Below are 16,462 nucleotides of genomic sequence, written 5' to 3'. Positions count from 1 at the left end.
ACTACACCACATCACTAGACAGTGATGAGTTATTTACAGATTAGAAGAGGTAAATAAACTTAAGGTGGCGTAAGTGTCATAAAAAAGCGCTGGTTTTGAAGGAAGTTAAAGTGCGAGTATAGCATCCAAATTTACTACACAGCTATACGATGCTGAAATTCACTTTAATTTTAGAATAAGAATAACCATAAGATGAAACATTTCTGGACTAGGGCGCTTTATGGTTCTTTATCTCATTCAAAGCAGGACATCTATTGTATTCTATTGATAGACCTTAACAAAATCATCAATAAACATCTGTGTTAATGCATTCTTTTTCACTTAAAACGATTGAATCATAAGATCTGAGATGCAACAGTAGCATTGATCACCAATTCTAGATTTTCAAAATCGTCAAATTGCTCAAACTCAAAATCGATCTTGATTTTCGCAATCACTTTTAGATAACCGTCACGACTTTCAATAAATGCCAATTGGTATAAATCGACAGGATTATGGATACTTTTAATGGTAAAACACCCATTAAATGCATCACATTCATTTTCATCAAAAACAAACGTCAACCCAAGCAAGTCTTTTAAAAATGGAGATGGTAGCTCCAACCCTTCAAAAGAAATATTTGAATCTATCAATTCATGCGCATAATAAAATGGGCACAACTGAAAGCTGAGATTATAACTATTAGAATATTTGCATTTAGACAAAATAGCTAAACGTGGACTTAATAACTTTTTCTCAAATTTAGCCATTAATTCATCACTAAAAACATCTATCACTCAACAAATAACAATGCCAAACGTACCTGATCATAGCCCATTTTGGGACTGGTTAAATCAACGATTGGACGCAATTTAATCGCACCATCATCATTAAAATGACTTGGATCTTGACGTTTCTTCAATTTTTTATAGATCACACGAATTTTTTCTACAACTTCTTCACCAGGATTTGCAATCGAGATATCTAAACCTTGCTCTCGATGTAAACGAGCCAAATGATTGATAATCGTCGCAGGAGTTAATCCACGTTCAACCGCAATATCCTGAATCTCATAGCCACTTTCAAACAATTCACGTGTTTCATCAAGTGTTGCCGAAGCATAATTGGTTTTACCACTATTACGCGCCAGCTTCTTTTCATTACGTTCAATTTCAGTGGTATTTAACGTCCCGCCACAATGACGAATAAAGGCATTGTGCTGTGTGGTTAAATCTGAATCTGCATAATGCACTTCGGCTTCATTGGATAACTCTTGAAAACGGCGATCTGCTTTAATTGCAAGACTATCCAGTTCCAACGCCTGATCATTAAAACCTAACAATCTTAAACCCTGAATCGATTTAAGCCGGGATAAAGCTACATAACCCTGACCTTTTTCAAATGTATGGCTTAAATTGATTTCCGCAGCTTCCAAGGTCATCCCTTGTGATTTATGGATAGTAATCGCCCAAGCTAACCGTAATGGCACTTGTTGTAGACTAGCAATGGTTTTACCCCCTTCATTGTCAACAGACCATGTTTCTGGCGCAACCAATAAGGTTGTACCATCGGTCATTTTGACTTTAGGCAACATCCCCAACTCATCGTCTTCTTCAAATCCAATAACTTCACCTAAACTACCGTTGATATAGCCCATATCGAAGTTATTTTTAACAAACATAACTTTGGCATACTTTTTAAGCGTCAACTCATCAGGCGCACGTACAGAAGATTTCAATGTTTCAATCAGCTTTTCATTCCCATCTGTCACTGCTACAAATTGATGATCATCCCCTTCAATCGCATTAAGATGCTGAAAGTTGATGCTATCCACGTCCATATTGTGGGTATACAAACGCGTGTAGGTATCACCAATGTCTTGATTACGGGTATCTTGTAGCGCTTGAATATGCTTTGGCTGAATATTCTGGGCACGAATCGCATTGAGTACATCATTCAATGCCGAATCATCTTGACGATGCTGCTCTGTCAGGTAGCAAACACGAAATTTTGCTTCAACCCAAGCGGTTGACATAAAACAAAATTTATCTCGATTTAGTTCGCTATTTTTTCCTACAGGCGGCAGCTGAAAAAAATCACCAGCCGCAATTACTTGAATACCACCGAAAGCATCATCAGATTCTTTAAAATATTTTAAAACTTGATTGACTAAATTAAGCTGTTTGGCATGTAACATTGAGATTTCATCAATGATCAAGACTTGGGCATTTTCTAAATGCTCTTTTAAGTATTTACGCTCTTTCATACGCTTTAAATCATCATCAGTCAGCGTATCTTTGATCCCAATGCCTGCCCAAGTATGAATCGTCATGCCATTCATATGTGTTGCTGCAATCCCCGTAGATGCTGTAATTGCAACAGGGACTTTGCGTGCTTTTAAATAATTGATGTACTGATTAAGCGTATAGGTTTTTCCTGCACCAGCAGATCCAGTCAAAAAGACATTTTCACCCGCTTTCATAAGTTTGAGTGCAGTTTCTTGTTTCATAACAGCCTTGAATTACCTAAACAGGATGGGACGGCTATAGCCTAACGATTTTTACATAAAAAGTTAAGCCAAATGCATCATGAAAAGTGAATTAAAGCCAAGTCGCTCACTCAAAATTCATCTACGTCAAACTATAAGTTTCCCAATTCTTCATTGGGTTGAATACTGCTTTTCCATTTTAAATGCTGATTTACATCATCAATAAAAGCTTGAGCTTTCAATATATAAAACTCATCAGGAATATGATTATTGGGTAAACGCAATTGATCAAAGACCAAACGTCCTAATTTATAATAGCAACCTAAAGTCATTTCCTGAGTCGCATCATCAACTTTCGATACATGAAATGCTACATATTCACGATCTACGATCCGAGCACAATAGGACAATGCCAAACAGTGTTTAAACACTAGCGACTCTTGAATAATTCGTTTTAAGCTATTCAGTTCCTCATAGCACCACTCTTCAAAATAAATCTTTTGCATTGGTGCAACGCGATCCCAATGCTCTACATCTATTTTTTCTTTAAGTGTCGACAAGGTATCAACAAAATAATGATGTTGATGCCAACGCTGTGCTTGCTGATATAGACCAGACCAAGTGACATTCCGCTCAATATCGTGATGATCATTAAATAAATGCATCACATAATCCAAAACAAAGCTGTCGTAAATACTATGGTTAGATGCACGACCGATCTGCATGTGTTTCAGTTTTTTACGGAAATCATCGACTGTTATATTGTGCTTTTGCAACTGAATAAAAAATTCAGCATGTTGTTGTCGTTGCGGATAAATAAATTTAATCAGTTGCTTAGGCAAGCCCTGAGCAATGTGTTGTACAAACAGCATAAATGCTTGAATGATACGATTTATCTTAAGGTATATTTTTTTATACATCTGTGGTTGATCCGCTAACATCAACGCAGCGAAATCCAACCATTCTTCGATATATAAATAAGAATTAGAAATTATTTTCTTATTCGATTTATTTTCAATCTCTGTTTTTAAAAAACTATAACGATTGTTCTTTTGGTGATTTTGCCATTCATTTGTAATTGCAAAGGAATGACATTCAATTAAAAATAGCCGCGCTGCAATATTTTTAAAATACTTTAAAACACTTATAGTGACTTCAGGATAAATCTTTGAAGTATCAATCAGACTTAATGCTGTGATCGTGATCCTGACATTGGGATCCTTTATATGTCGACTAATCCAATCATTGACCTGTTCATCTTGTTTAAATAGCCAATTTGCAGTGCGCTTAAGGCTACAAATTGGAAATTGTGGAACTTGATCCTGTTCCCAATATTCAGCATCTTTTTGTAAAAAGTGCTGCTTGCTCAATAAATCCTGATATTGCCAAAAGCCCCGTTTCATATATTTTGCATAAGCAAGCATTTGCGGTTGTTCTTGAGCATGTACAGCCAGTAGTTGATAACTTGCAAAATACTGACTGATTTCGTGTAAGCGTAATGATTCTGGGTGAAAAATCTTTAAAATACGCAAATAATGCGCTGGAATAAACTGATCTAAAGAAAAAATGGCCTGTTGAAATTTGGGTAGCAATGACTGAATCGGTAAAAACTCTTGACCCAATACAGAATTAATCAGCACTAAATGCTTAATGTTAATTTCAACACTTAAAGGGATTGCTTTACCATATTTGGCAAAATCAGAAACATAGGCATAATCAAAATATTCATAGTGCAGCAAAATTTGATCAATACGCTCTGCATCTGCTTCACTAATATTATATAAATACTGCTCTACCCGATTTTCACCATCCACCCACTCGAAAACCTGCTCAATCAGCGTTTGGCGGATGATTTGGGCTTTGGTCTTTAAATCAGTTGGATGTATCTCATGATATTTTGTTGTATAAAAATAAATATTTTCTGAGAAATATTGAACAAAACGATTGATATTGATTTTATTTTCTAAACAACGCGGTAACTTTTCAAAATTTAAAGCAAAAATTAAACCCTTTTCTTCATCAAAGTAGATATTGAGTAACTGATTTGCCAGACTGAATTTATGCTGCTGTGGATCAAACTGGAAAAAGTTGTGCGCAGTAATCTCGGACAAATAGTCAAATTGATCAAGATAAATCTTATTTAAATTTGCTGAAACCTGAAGTAATTCTTGAGCAGCAAGCTGGTGTCTATGTGGCAGCTGCTCCTGAACTGTCTGCACCATATTTGTTTGCCTCAATCCATCTCTTACATATTATTGGATTTGTTATTGTAGGCGAACAATTTTACAAAACAAATTGAATTCCAATTATCTTTTGCAAAAGTTTGTTTAAACTGAGCTGTGATCGTGTAACGGGTTTTTATTTTATTGATTATGTTTTACCTAGTTTTTATTCCTTATAGTCAAACCACCTAATTATTTATACAAGTGACTTCTATCAAGCAACTGATCATAAATGAAGCTTATGTTTTTATATGAACTTTGAGTAACAATTGGTTATCAATTCATTTTTGTACTTTTGAATCATAGATGATGATCCTATCGTGGGGCGACAGGGATGTCGCCGTTGGGCGGGGGTAAAGGACGTACCCCTCGCCAAACAGAAGATTTTTGTCACTTTTCATCTCTGAAAAGTGAGGCATTGCCTACGCAAAGCTATTTAAACTTTGAATGTAAGGTGTGGCATTGCAGTTTTTTTATAATCAAACAATTTTTCCAGAAAATTAATTTAATTAAATTTTTATAAAAAAAAGATCCCCTTACTTTTCAATAAAACTAAGGGGATCTCTATCGCAACACATTTGAAATTTTCACTAAAATTTAAAATAAATGCATTGCAGGCTTAATTAAGAATGTACAGGCTTTGCCCCCATACGCTCTTCAATCAAGTCATAACACCATTGGAAAATAAAGGTATACACCAAAATACAGGTGGTCATTCCAAAATCCAATAAAATTGCTTGCCACAAAGACATATCCATTGCGTAAGCAACCATTGGAATCGTAGCTAACATCAAACCACCCTCAAAACCAATGGCATGTAAAATACGTACACCAATCGTACGTTTAAGTTTTCTCTTACGTTCAAATTGTTCAAAGAAATGGTTAAACACCATATTCCAAACCACTGAAGTCACGGCCATTGCAACACCTAATACACCAGTAACTTCCATTGGCACTTCAAAAATAAAACTTAATGCAATCGCTATGATCACCAACAGGATGACTTCATAGCTTAATGCATGAATAACCCTTCTTTTGGAAATCATCATTTAAAACTACTCTTTCTTGATTCGATGGATGCATTATATTTTTATAATATTGATCAATCGAGTCAGGTTATTTCAATTTTATTGAAAGGTTGCGTGAATTGGAGTAAATTTAATAACTGAAAAACTAAACAGAATGGTGCCAAGCGCATGAATATTAACCAAGAACAACTCACTATCTTTAAAACGGTGATGGAAACAGGTTCATTTTCAGCAGCAGCCCGCCAGCTTGGCAAAGTTCCCTCCGCTGTTAGTATGTCTATCGCCAACTTGGAAATAGACTTAAATCTAAAACTCTTTAATCGTGTGGGACGTGAACCAATCCCCACACCTCAAGCTCAACGCTTATATGAAAAAACTGAACAACTGCTGGTAGAAATGAATCAGTGGAAACAACAAGCGATTGCACTTAGCGAAGGCTTGGAATCCTCATTAAATATCGTGGTGGTTTCAGAATTACTGCATACAGACTGGGCTGAATACATTGCACTGTTGGGAGAGCATTTTCCAACTTTAGAAATTAATATCTTCTCCGCACCACAAGAAGATGCACTGAAAATGCTGATGAATCAGACGGCTCAACTGGCATTGATGTTTGAACGTGAAATACTTGAAAGCCGTGAGCAATTTGTCGAATTTAAAAAAGAAGCCTTGGTCCCTGTTTCAGCTATTCATCACCCATTATCAGCACATAAACAAGTTACTTTTGAACAAATCCTACAATCCAGACAAATTGTCGTGGCAAGTCGTGATCGAACCATTAAACCCGAACTGCTTTATTCTAAAAACTATTGGCGTACTGACAATCACCACTCAGCATGTGCTTTAATTTTAAAAGAACTGGGTTGGGGGGTACTTCCCTTGGAAATGTTTAATGAAAATCCTGAGCTCAAACATAAGTTAAAAATCTTAGATTTGCTCGATTTCACACCAAAATTTGAATATTTTGTCGACTTAGTCTGGAGTCGTGAGAGCAATTTAGGCTCAGCTGCTCGTTTTTTGATTAATCACATTCGAAATCAAAGAATTCATACAAAATAATAGGCCTTTCAGTACATTTTCCTCTTTTGCTCAAATCGCATTGTGTTATAAATAAATCACAAATATTTTAACTAAGAAATAATCGGTAATGACACAATCTGCATTAGATCAATTAAAACGCTTAACCACTATCGTTGCTGATACAGGTGATTTAAACGCAATTCAACAATTTCGCCCTTTGGATGCAACGACTAACCCTTCACTCATTACAGCAGCAGCACAACAGCCTGAAAGTCGTGAGCTGATTGAAGATGCCTATGCGCAAGCAAAAAAAGAAGGTTATGAATTAGATGCGCTCGTCGAACGCACCATCGATATTCTCACCGTCAAACTCGGTGTCGAAATTTTAAATATTGTAGAAGGTCGTGTTTCAACAGAAGTGGATGCAGCCCTTTCCTATAATAGCGAAGAAACCATTGCCAAGGCTAAAGAGCTACTTGCATTGTATAAAGAATATGGGATCGACCAAGACCGTATTCTGATCAAGATTGCCTCTACATGGGAAGGTATTCAGGCAGCGAAAGTGCTAGAAGCAGAAGGCATTCATTGTAACTTAACCCTGCTTTTTGGTTTACACCAAGCCAAAGCCTGTGCAGATGCCAATGTTACTTTGATTTCTCCATTTGTCGGTCGTATTTTAGATTGGTTTAAAAAAGCTGAAAATGTAGAAAGCTATCCAATTGAGAAAGATCCAGGCGTATTGTCTGTTAAACAAATTTATCATTACTACAAGCAACATCAAATCAAAACTGAAGTGATGGGCGCAAGCTTCCGTAGCATTGACCAAGTTCTAGGTTTAGCAGGTTGTGACCTTTTAACCGTTGCACCGGGTCTGCTTGAAAAATTGAAAAATGATCAACGTCATGTGGTTTCTCAACTCAGCTTAGACACGGACCAGACTGCTCAAGAACATCAAGAGATTTCTAAAGCAGAATTTAAACAACAATTGGAAGCTGATTTAATGGCATTCCAATTATTGCAAAGCGGGATTGACGGTTTTATCAAAGCACGTGAACAACTCGCATTATTATTGCGTCAATCTTTTGGCCTAGATGCTGATTTTATTGACTAATCTATGTATTTAGAATGATTTATATAAATCTAAATTATAGATGCGCTTTTGGTTAAAATTGCACTAAAATCGCTCACACTCTAAAGCCGAGTTTGTTATCATAAACACTCGGCTTTTTTATTTCGCTTTTCTTATACAGTGAGAATGTTGTGTTTGGTATTACCGATATTGTGACATATATCCTAGGGACTATTTTTATCGTTATTTTACCCGGTCCCAACTCATTGTATGTGATGTCAATTGCCTCTCGATTTGGGATTAAAACGGGCTATATCGGTGCTTTAGGCGTATTTACAGGAGATTTAATCCTGATTCTCTGCACTGTTTTAGGTGCTGCCTCTTTACTACACGCCTTTCCTTGGTTATTTATCATTCTCAAAGTTGTAGGTGCAAGCTATCTGTCTTATCTCGGTATTCGTTTGTTGATCGCAAGTATCAAAACTTGGCAGAGCAAACCACAAACGCTGCAAACAAATACATCGAATACTGCAACTAACGAACAATTTCATCCATTTCGAACAGCATTAACCATTAGCTTACTCAACCCAAAAGCAATTTTATTTTATCTCTCGTTCTTTGTTCAGTTTGTTGATCCTGATTACCCTTACCCTACTTTAAGTTTTGCGGCACTTTCTGTGATTCTACAAATCATCAGTATGAGTTATTTGACGATCTTGATCTTCTCAGGCGTTAAACTCGCCACTTTTTTCAATACACGCTACAAAATTGCTGCAGGTTGTGTTGCTTGTGTAGGCTTACTGTTCTGTGCTTTTGGAATCAAGCTCGCTGTTTCAACGATGTAAGCTGATTTAGCTCAATAGATCTCCCGATTAAAAGCATTCTTTTTTGGATCGTTCTTTTGGATAAACTGCGCTTTCTATTCAAGGCAATATCTAATCTTTATCAATGGGTAATCTATAGTCAAACCACCTCATTATTCATATAAGTGATTTGCATCAAGTCATTGAGCATAAATGAAGTTTATGTTTTTGTATGAACTTTGAAAAAATGTTGGTTATCAATTCATTTTTTAGTTTTGAATTCTAGATGGTGATCCTATCGTGGGGCGACATGGATGTCGCCGTTGGGCGGGGGTACAGGACGTACCCCTCGCTCAATAGAAGATTTTTGTCACTTTTCATCTCTGAAAAGTGAGGCATCGCCTACGCAAAGCTATTTAAACTTTGAATGTAAGGTGTGGCATTGCAAGGTTTTTTATAATCAAATAATTTATTTTTCCATGTAATTGATTTGATTATAAATACTCATTAAGGGAAATTATATTCTTGAGTCAGCGTTTTTTGACAGCTTATCTATACATTGTTTTCAACTAAAACAGTTCTAGGTTAAAAAAGCCAAATTCTCCCAAAATGAGAATTTATTCAATTTTATTTTTCCTTTTGCTATTTAATTCTAATTAACCCTATAAGCTTTAAAATGATCCATGTATGATGGTTGCATTTTCAACCATTCAATCAAATTTAAAAGCAAGGGATCATGCAAAAGTTACTCCAAGACTTCTCTATACCTGCTGTATTTGCAGGTTTCATTACCTTCTTAATTGGTATCAGTGTTTCGGCTGTACTCGTTATACAAGCAGCTCAATTACTTGGCGCAAACCCTGAACAAATTACCTCTTGGTTTTGGGCACTCGGTTTAGGTATAGGTCTTTCAGGATTAATTCTTTCTTGGAAATTCAAATATCCTGTTGCCACCTCATGGTCAACCGCTGCACTTGCACTCATCATTGCCACTGCCAGCGGCTACTCACTCTATGAAGCCATTGGTGCTTTCTTGGTGAGTGGTTTACTGACTGCCACACTAGGCTTTTTAGGTATATTTGAAAAAATTATTTCGTATATTCCTCAGAGTTTGACCAGTGCCATGCTGGCAGGCGTATTACTCAAGTTTGGTATTGCTCTATTTGCCAGTATGCAAAACGACTGGGCATTTATTCTCAGCCTCTTGGCGGTTTATATCATAACTAAACGGCTATGGGCTCGTTATTGTATTGTGATTACCGTGATCGCTGGAATCATCATTTGTCCATTTTTTATGGAGTTTCATGTTCCAACCTTACATTGGGGATTGGCAAAACCAGTATGGATGACACCTGAGTTCACATGGTCTGCAATTCTCGGATTGGCACTGCCTTTATTTGTAATCAATATGGCATCTCAGTATTTACCAGGGATTGCGATGATTAAAAGTTATGGCTATAAACCCCATGTTAACCAACTTATTGGTTGGACTGGTACAGCGCAGACTTTGCTTGCACCATTTGGCTGTTATACCGTAAATATTGCCGCAATCAGTGCTGCTGTCAGTCTGGATGACCAAGTTCACCCAGACCCTGCGAAGCGTTATATTGCCGGCATGAGCTGTGGTTTCTTTTATATTTTGATGGGGCTATTTGCGGCAACATTGACAAGTCTATTGATGTCTTTTCCACATCTTTTTATTGTGGCATTAGCGGGGATCGCCTTGTTTGGTACGATTAGTCATAATATTGCGATTGCATTTCATGAAGTCAAAGACCGTGAAGCCGCACTGCTCACCTTCTTATTCAGTGCATCAGGTGTTCAGTTTTTTGGGATTGGTTCCGCTTTTTGGGGACTACTATTTGGCTTCGCTGTTTCGTTTATTTTAAACTTTAAACTTAAAAAATAGCATTTTGATCAATAAGATGAATGGAGGCTCATTCATCTTATTTTAAATTTTCAATCGTCGAATCAAAGCAAATCGAGAAGCGATAGACAAAAAAAAGCTTACCCTAGGATGGGTAAGCTAGAAAGCTTGAAACAACAATAGAAACTACAGCGAGAATCTGGAAGCTATCTTAGCGATTGGTTAATATTTAAACCAATACTTAAAAACACTTATTGGATATTTCTTAAACGAAAATATCCCCTAAAAGATCCACATTTCCAGCAAATAAAGTGAGAAAAATCTCATTTTCAAAGATAAAAAAACAATAAATCGCTGAGCATAATTCATTCATTAGACCAAAGTCTAAAGATTAAATCTCAGGGTAGTTGCCAGTGCCTTCAGGCCAAGGTGTAAGCAATTCAAATCCTGTATCTGTGACAGCAACCATATGTTCCCATTGTGCTGACAATGACTTATCCGCAGTAACCACAGTCCAGCCATCTTTCAGCTCTTTGACACTGGATTTCCCCGCATTAATCATTGGTTCAATGGTAAAAACCATACCCTTTTTAAGCACTAAGCCCTGTCCGGGTTGACCATAATGTAATACGTTAGGTTGCTCATGATAAATCTTACCAATCCCATGACCACAATATTCACGAACGATCGTATAACCTTCACGTTGCCCAACTTGTTGGATCGCATGACCAATATCCCCAAGTGTTGCACCGGGTTTGACCATATGAATCCCAGCCACCATTGCCTCATAAGTCGTTTCAACCAGTCTTTTCGCTTCAGGTTTAACTGTACCCACATAATACATACGGCTGGTATCACCAAAATAACCATCTTTGATAATCGCAACATCGATATTGATAATATCGCCATCATTTAAAACCTTATGTTTTGATGGGATACCGTGACAGACCACTTCATTTGGAGAAATACAGGTGGTTTTGGTATAACCATAATATCCAATATTTGCAGGGATCACTTTTAGCGTATTGACAATAAAATCATTGCAAATATCGTCTAAATACTCAGTCGTCACGCCCGGCTTCACATATTCACCAATCATTGCTAAAACTTGAGCAGCTAAACGCCCCGACACTCTTAATTTTTCAAGGTCTTGTTCGGTTTTAATGGTGACTGTAGAAGCTTTCATTGGATCTGTCCGCAAAAGTGAAAAAATATTATATGCCTTTTCAATACGTTTAGGGCAATTTACCGCCTATCTTATTCAATAAAAATGCAAAATCAAGCACATAAATTTTAGAATAAGTATAATCTTTCCATATGATGATTTTATCTATTCTATATTTTTTGAAAATTTTGATTTTTTCAATTTTTGAAAATTAACGGTGAATCATCCACATAAATATAATCAATATGACTAATTGGTTAAAATTTATAAAAAACGGGAATATTATCCATAAAATAAAATACAAAAAATAAGCTATTTCTACTAAAATCGCTGTTTTGCTTTTTCAACCACAGTTTATGACTAATCTCCGTACAAAGGATATTATTGCTTTAGGCTTTATGACCTTTGCCTTATTTATTGGGGCAGGCAATATTATTTTTCCACCCATTGTTGCTCAACAAGCCGGTGAACATGTATGGCTCGCAGCGCTAGGTTTTCTAGTCACAGCTGTAGGCTTACCTGTTATTACCATTATGGCACTTTCTAAAACTGAAGGTTCTATTGCGATTTTAAGCTCGCCTTTAGGTAAAGTCGCAAGTTTAATACTGACGGTTGTGTGTTATCTCTCGGTTGGGCCATTATTTGCTACACCTCGTACTGCAACTGTTTCTTATGAAATTGGTTTTTCCTCATACTTTGGAAATGGTGGTACAGCATTATTTATTTATAGTGTTATCTATTTTGCATTTGTAACTTTAGTTTCTCTTTATCCAAATAAATTATTGGATACAGTGGGTCATATTCTTGCACCGCTAAAAATTATTGCACTGGCAATTTTAGGTATTGCAGCATTTCTGATCCCGACTGGTTCAATTTCTCCTGCGATCAACAATTACGCTACCAGCCCTGTTTCTGAAGGTTTTGTGAATGGTTATTTAACCATGGACACTTTAGGCGCTTTGGTTTTCGGTATTGTGATTATTCATGCCATCCACTCTCGTGGTGTAACAGATAAAAAGCTCGTAACCAAATATGCAATTATTGCAAGTTTGATTTCTGGTGTAGGTTTAACGCTGGTTTATCTCAGCTTATTTAAACTTGGTTTAGGCAGTCATGATGCTGCTCCAAATGCTGAAAATGGCGCAGTGATCCTGCATGCTTATGTTCAACATGCTTTTGGTGACTTAGGTTCTTTATTCCTGACAGGTTTGATTTTTATTGCATGTATGGTTACCGCGATTGGCTTAACCTGTGCATGTGCTGAATACTTCTCTGAACTCACGAAAATCCCATATAAAGTTTTAGTGATTATTTTAGTGTTATTTTCATTGGTGATTTCAAATCTAGGTTTAACCAAACTAATAGCTTTTTCAGTCCCTGTACTCAGTGCAATTTACCCACCGGCAATTGTGGTCATTCTATTAAGCTTCTTTTGGGGTAAATTCAATCACCCAACCACGGTTATCGCACCTGTTACTGGCGTTGCATTTCTATTTGGTCTTATTGAAGGAATTAAAGTCACAAGCTTTAAAGACAGCTTACCTTTTATGATTCAAAACTTACCGTTAAATGAACAGAATCTAGCATGGGTGATCCCATCATTGATCGTGTTAATCATCTGTGTCGTAATTGATAAAATTAAAAAATAAAGCTTTTTAATTATCATCCTTAAAATTTGATTTTACCCAAATCTTATTTTAACAGTGATCAATAATTGTCATGTTTACCCCACAGGCCGTTATTGTTTGCGACACAATTTTTAAAGCGTTGTTTGATCCATCTTAGTGCTTCAAGCATGTGATCAATGCACCTGAATAGATCGAATCAAGCTTTGCGCTATGTATAAAAAACTTTTGGCTAAAAAATACTAAAACTTAATTTTCATTGAACACAGATAAATTCAGTCGCGTTGTTGCATTTTTTCAATGAATGAAACGCTCTCCATGTCAAAATCGAATTATTTTGAAAAAAATAGTCATTTTTTTCGATTTTTGCATAAATATTGCATAATTTTTTATCAACTTTAGTCGAAAGTGCTTCCAAGACCTATTCAGTTATTGTATTTTATTTTGATAACTGGCTCACACTAACCCCACAACAATTACATCATTTATATAAAAAATCACTCATATTTTCATTTTTTATAAAATAATCATCATTTGTAATAAATATGTCATAATTATTTTGAATAATAGAGGTATTTGCTCTTGAAATAATAATTAGATATGGTACAACTGAATAAACCAATCCAGACTAAAACAATGTGGTTTTTGTCGAGCAGACAGGAGGAATGGGGATGTTATCAATACATTTCAATAAGCAAGTCTTCATTAATTCTTTGAAGACAAATACAAAACTGGTCATCTATCTAAGTACAACACTTGCACTTTTAGTGACTCTGTTTATTCATGGACTCATTCAAGGCAATTTAAAACCTGAATTTTTTGCCTATGCATTAGTCGTTTCTGCTGCCTTCTATGTTTGGGATGTAGTCGACCATAAATCTCGTAAACTCGCGAAGATTACAGAATAAAAGATGGATGCCATGCATCCATCTTAAACAAGAAAAGCAGAAAAATATCAGAACAAAAAATACAGAAAAATAAGCAATAACGCCAATCTCAACATTTCATTCAGCTTTCCAATAGTATTCTCATGACGTCTTTTAGCCGAAGATCTGTCATATATTTTTAAATTAATTTTTAAACCAACATACTGAAAAGTATAATATTTCTTCTTTTTCGTAGCACAATCACTCAATCTAACATTTGCTTTAACGGGTTTTTTAATCCTCGCCTTTGTGAAGATTCGGCTTAGGGGTTTTAATCCTCCCCTTTGTGACGTTTCGACACAGAGTTTTAAATCCTCCCCCTTGCGAAGTTAACACTTCTCACCTTTGAAAAAGGAGGAAGTTTTTCGTTACTCAAATAAATTGAGTTTAACCATACAGCGTGTTGCTATCGCGTGGCGACATGGATGTCGCCCATCGCCTATGCAATTGCAACACAGCTATATCTTGAATTGAAAGTTGAGCGGCTTTATTTAAGGTGATTGATTAAAACAAAGTAATCAACATACCAAGTAATAATCCTCCAGTCGCAACAATCTCCCCGAGTACCAATAACAGCATTGCTATACGTAACAATATTTTCGGTAATTGCATGGTTCCTAATTGGTGCGGTTGTTTGAATTGATTGGTCGTATCTTTTAAAAAACCATGCAAAACATAACTGGCGATTGAAAAGCTAAAAAAGAATAAATTGATCAAGACAAATATCAAATTTGTGGTTTCTGTCCAGCTTGAACAATAGGCCATTACCGCCAAAATTAAAGTGGCTGGAGCATAAAGCAAGCTGCTGCGATGTGCGATATCGACATAATAATGCGCTCGGGCCATTTCTGATCGACTAATTTGGTAGTATTTCCAAACCCCTGTCAGCATACCTACCCATAGATAAATCCCGCTGAATATTAAAGCTAACTTTACTGACAAACCTAAACCCGCAAAATCCATTTAAAACACCCTAATTCAAACAGCTTAAAATATTTAGATTAGCTTTGACTCATAAGTCATACTTTGATCAAGTTTCTTTTTGGAACTTATGTAAAGTAATCATCAAAGCATACTCATTGAATTGTTATGAATACATTTGAAAATTTAACCATAACTTGTGCAGATAGCTATAGCTTAACTGCACGTTTTTATCCGGCAAAACAATCAACCCATCGATTGCCTATTTTGATTTGCCCTGCTACAGGGATTACCCAAGGTTTTTATCATCATTTTATAGAGTGGCTTGCTCAACAAGGTTCAGATGTGCTGGTCTTCGATTTCCGTGGTATAGGTGAATCCTTACATGGTCCTCTTCGTCAGTCCAAAGCAAGTATCCAAGACTGGGGTCAACTGGATATTCCTGCAGCCATTGAAACTTTGCTGAATAAGACAGGAAAACAACAAGTTATACTTTTAGGTCATAGTGCTGGCGGACAATTATTAGGCATTGTTTCTAACTATAAGAAAGTGGCACAAGTGATTGCAATTTCAGGCTCTACAGGACATGTAAAAGGACTTAAAGGGCGAACCAAACGTATGGCGCCAGTCATGTTTAAGATGATCTTTCCTGTTTCAAGCTTAGTCAAAGGTTATGGCGCAACCAAGTTTTTAGGCATGGGAGAAAATTTACCCAAAAATGTTGCAAAACAATGGGCTGAATTTTGCAGTAAACCCGGTTATGTAATGAACGCTATAGGTAAAACGATTTTCGAGGACTATCACAACGAAATTCAATGCCCAATTACGGTGTATTGGTCATCGGATGATGAGATCGCTACTGAAGCCAATGTCAAAGACTTACTTCGCCTATATCCAAAAGCCAGCACAGAAATGATAGAGCTTAAACCGAAAGATACAGGTCATAAAGCCATTGGTCATATGTTAATGTTTAAGAAGTCACATCAAAACTTATGGCCAACAATGGCACAAAATATTTTTAATGATAGTCAGACCAGCTAATTATTCATACAAGTGATTTCCATCAATTCATTTTTTGTACTTTTGAATCCTAGATGGTGATCCTACCGTGGGGCGACATGGATGTCGCCGTTGGGCGGGGGTATAGGATGTACCCCTCGCCAAACGAAAGATTTTTGTCACTTTTTATCTCTAAAAAGTGAGGCATCGCCTACGCAAAGGGATTTAAACTTTGAATGTAAGCTGTGGCATTGCTAACTTTTTAAATCAAACAGTTTATTTTTTTATGCAATTGATTTAATTAAAAATATAGATCTAAGAGAAATTATATTTTATGTCTAAATTTTTTT

General features: G+C 36.3%; 13 protein-coding genes. 7 read left to right on the top strand and 6 right to left on the bottom strand.

All coding sequences use genetic code 11. The features are described from left to right. Positions 1-335: 335 nt before the first annotated feature. The 4 genes from L3V46_RS08890 to aceI form a co-directional block, all read right to left on the bottom strand. Positions 336-749: a hypothetical protein gene (locus L3V46_RS08890; RefSeq protein ID WP_239045460.1), complete on the bottom strand. Its 414-nt coding sequence runs from the start codon at positions 747-749 to the stop codon at positions 336-338. 23 nt (positions 750-772) lie between these two features. Then, positions 773-2,488, bottom strand: coding sequence for an AAA family ATPase (locus L3V46_RS08885; RefSeq protein WP_239045459.1), 1,716 nt, complete (start codon positions 2,486-2,488; stop codon positions 773-775). 131 nt (positions 2,489-2,619) lie between these two features. Continuing rightward, the gene (locus tag L3V46_RS08880; RefSeq protein ID WP_239045458.1) at positions 2,620-4,689 is read right to left on the bottom strand and encodes a hypothetical protein; all 2,070 of its coding nucleotides are present in this window, start codon (positions 4,687-4,689) and stop codon (positions 2,620-2,622) included. A 623-nt stretch (positions 4,690-5,312) separates the two neighbouring features. Continuing rightward, entirely contained in the window at positions 5,313-5,738 is a 426-nt protein-coding gene (gene aceI / locus L3V46_RS08875; protein WP_004822192.1) for a chlorhexidine efflux PACE transporter AceI, read from the bottom strand. A gap of 147 nt (positions 5,739-5,885) precedes the next feature. Here aceI and L3V46_RS08870 point away from each other — a divergent pair, with 147 nt between their 5' ends. From L3V46_RS08870 to L3V46_RS08855, 4 genes are all read left to right on the top strand, one after another. Beyond that, the gene (locus L3V46_RS08870; RefSeq protein ID WP_034618362.1) at positions 5,886-6,776 is read left to right on the top strand and encodes a LysR family transcriptional regulator; all 891 of its coding nucleotides are present in this window, start codon (positions 5,886-5,888) and stop codon (positions 6,774-6,776) included. An 88-nt stretch (positions 6,777-6,864) separates the two neighbouring features. Then, positions 6,865-7,848 carry a transaldolase gene (gene tal / locus L3V46_RS08865; RefSeq protein WP_239045457.1) on the top strand — a complete coding sequence of 328 codons (984 nt, stop codon included), beginning with the start codon at positions 6,865-6,867 and terminating at the stop codon, positions 7,846-7,848. A 149-nt stretch (positions 7,849-7,997) separates the two neighbouring features. After that, a complete protein-coding gene (leuE, locus tag L3V46_RS08860) occupies positions 7,998-8,651 on the top strand; it encodes a leucine efflux protein LeuE (protein ID WP_239045456.1) in 654 nt (217 codons plus the stop codon). Positions 8,652-9,345: 694 nt separating this feature from the next. After that, entirely contained in the window at positions 9,346-10,518 is a 1,173-nt protein-coding gene (locus L3V46_RS08855; RefSeq protein ID WP_034617575.1) for a benzoate/H(+) symporter BenE family transporter, read from the top strand. 349 nt (positions 10,519-10,867) lie between these two features. Here the strand turns inward: L3V46_RS08855 and map are convergent, their stop codons facing one another. Continuing rightward, the gene (gene map / locus L3V46_RS08850; RefSeq protein ID WP_004822201.1) at positions 10,868-11,662 is read right to left on the bottom strand and encodes a type I methionyl aminopeptidase; all 795 of its coding nucleotides are present in this window, start codon (positions 11,660-11,662) and stop codon (positions 10,868-10,870) included. Between the two features lie 335 nt (positions 11,663-11,997). On the opposite strand from map, the gene brnQ reads away from it, so the two are divergent. Together brnQ and L3V46_RS08840 are read left to right on the top strand one after the other, a co-directional pair. Then, positions 11,998-13,290: a branched-chain amino acid transport system II carrier protein gene (brnQ, locus tag L3V46_RS08845; protein ID WP_004822203.1), complete on the top strand. Its 1,293-nt coding sequence runs from the start codon at positions 11,998-12,000 to the stop codon at positions 13,288-13,290. Between the two features lie 647 nt (positions 13,291-13,937). Beyond that, the gene (locus tag L3V46_RS08840) at positions 13,938-14,174 is read left to right on the top strand and encodes a hypothetical protein (protein WP_004719635.1); all 237 of its coding nucleotides are present in this window, start codon (positions 13,938-13,940) and stop codon (positions 14,172-14,174) included. A 522-nt stretch (positions 14,175-14,696) separates the two neighbouring features. Here the strand turns inward: L3V46_RS08840 and L3V46_RS08835 are convergent. Further along, the gene (locus L3V46_RS08835) at positions 14,697-15,155 is read right to left on the bottom strand and encodes a hypothetical protein (RefSeq protein WP_004822205.1); all 459 of its coding nucleotides are present in this window, start codon (positions 15,153-15,155) and stop codon (positions 14,697-14,699) included. 126 nt (positions 15,156-15,281) lie between these two features. On the opposite strand from L3V46_RS08835, the gene L3V46_RS08830 reads away from it, so the two are divergent. Then, complete coding sequence (locus tag L3V46_RS08830; RefSeq protein ID WP_239045455.1) at positions 15,282-16,154, top strand: alpha/beta fold hydrolase; 873 nt, start codon at positions 15,282-15,284, stop codon at positions 16,152-16,154. Positions 16,155-16,462 lie beyond the last annotated feature (308 nt).

Source organism: Acinetobacter sp. AG3, from assembly GCF_022343575.1.
Lineage (GTDB): Bacteria > Pseudomonadota > Gammaproteobacteria > Pseudomonadales > Moraxellaceae > Acinetobacter > Acinetobacter guillouiae.
This window is presented reverse-complemented; position numbering and strand designations above follow the sequence as displayed.

Bases quoted from the DNA above. Each gene is read 5' to 3' on its own strand.
- L3V46_RS08880 (WP_239045458.1), bottom strand. From the start codon at position 4,689: ATGGTGCAGACAGTTCAGGAGCAGCTGCCACATAGACACCAGCTTGCT.
- L3V46_RS08840 (WP_004719635.1), top strand. From the start codon at position 13,938: ATGTTATCAATACATTTCAATAAGCAAGTCTTCATTAATTCTTTGAAG.
- map (WP_004822201.1), bottom strand. From the start codon at position 11,662: ATGAAAGCTTCTACAGTCACCATTAAAACCGAACAAGACCTTGAAAAA.
- brnQ (WP_004822203.1), top strand. From the start codon at position 11,998: ATGACTAATCTCCGTACAAAGGATATTATTGCTTTAGGCTTTATGACC.
- L3V46_RS08870 (WP_034618362.1), top strand. From the start codon at position 5,886: ATGAATATTAACCAAGAACAACTCACTATCTTTAAAACGGTGATGGAA.
- L3V46_RS08885 (WP_239045459.1), bottom strand. From the start codon at position 2,488: ATGAAACAAGAAACTGCACTCAAACTTATGAAAGCGGGTGAAAATGTC.
- L3V46_RS08835 (WP_004822205.1), bottom strand. From the start codon at position 15,155: ATGGATTTTGCGGGTTTAGGTTTGTCAGTAAAGTTAGCTTTAATATTC.
- L3V46_RS08890 (WP_239045460.1), bottom strand. From the start codon at position 749: ATGGCTAAATTTGAGAAAAAGTTATTAAGTCCACGTTTAGCTATTTTG.
- L3V46_RS08855 (WP_034617575.1), top strand. From the start codon at position 9,346: ATGCAAAAGTTACTCCAAGACTTCTCTATACCTGCTGTATTTGCAGGT.
- tal (WP_239045457.1), top strand. From the start codon at position 6,865: ATGACACAATCTGCATTAGATCAATTAAAACGCTTAACCACTATCGTT.
- L3V46_RS08830 (WP_239045455.1), top strand. From the start codon at position 15,282: ATGAATACATTTGAAAATTTAACCATAACTTGTGCAGATAGCTATAGC.
- aceI (WP_004822192.1), bottom strand. From the start codon at position 5,738: ATGATGATTTCCAAAAGAAGGGTTATTCATGCATTAAGCTATGAAGTC.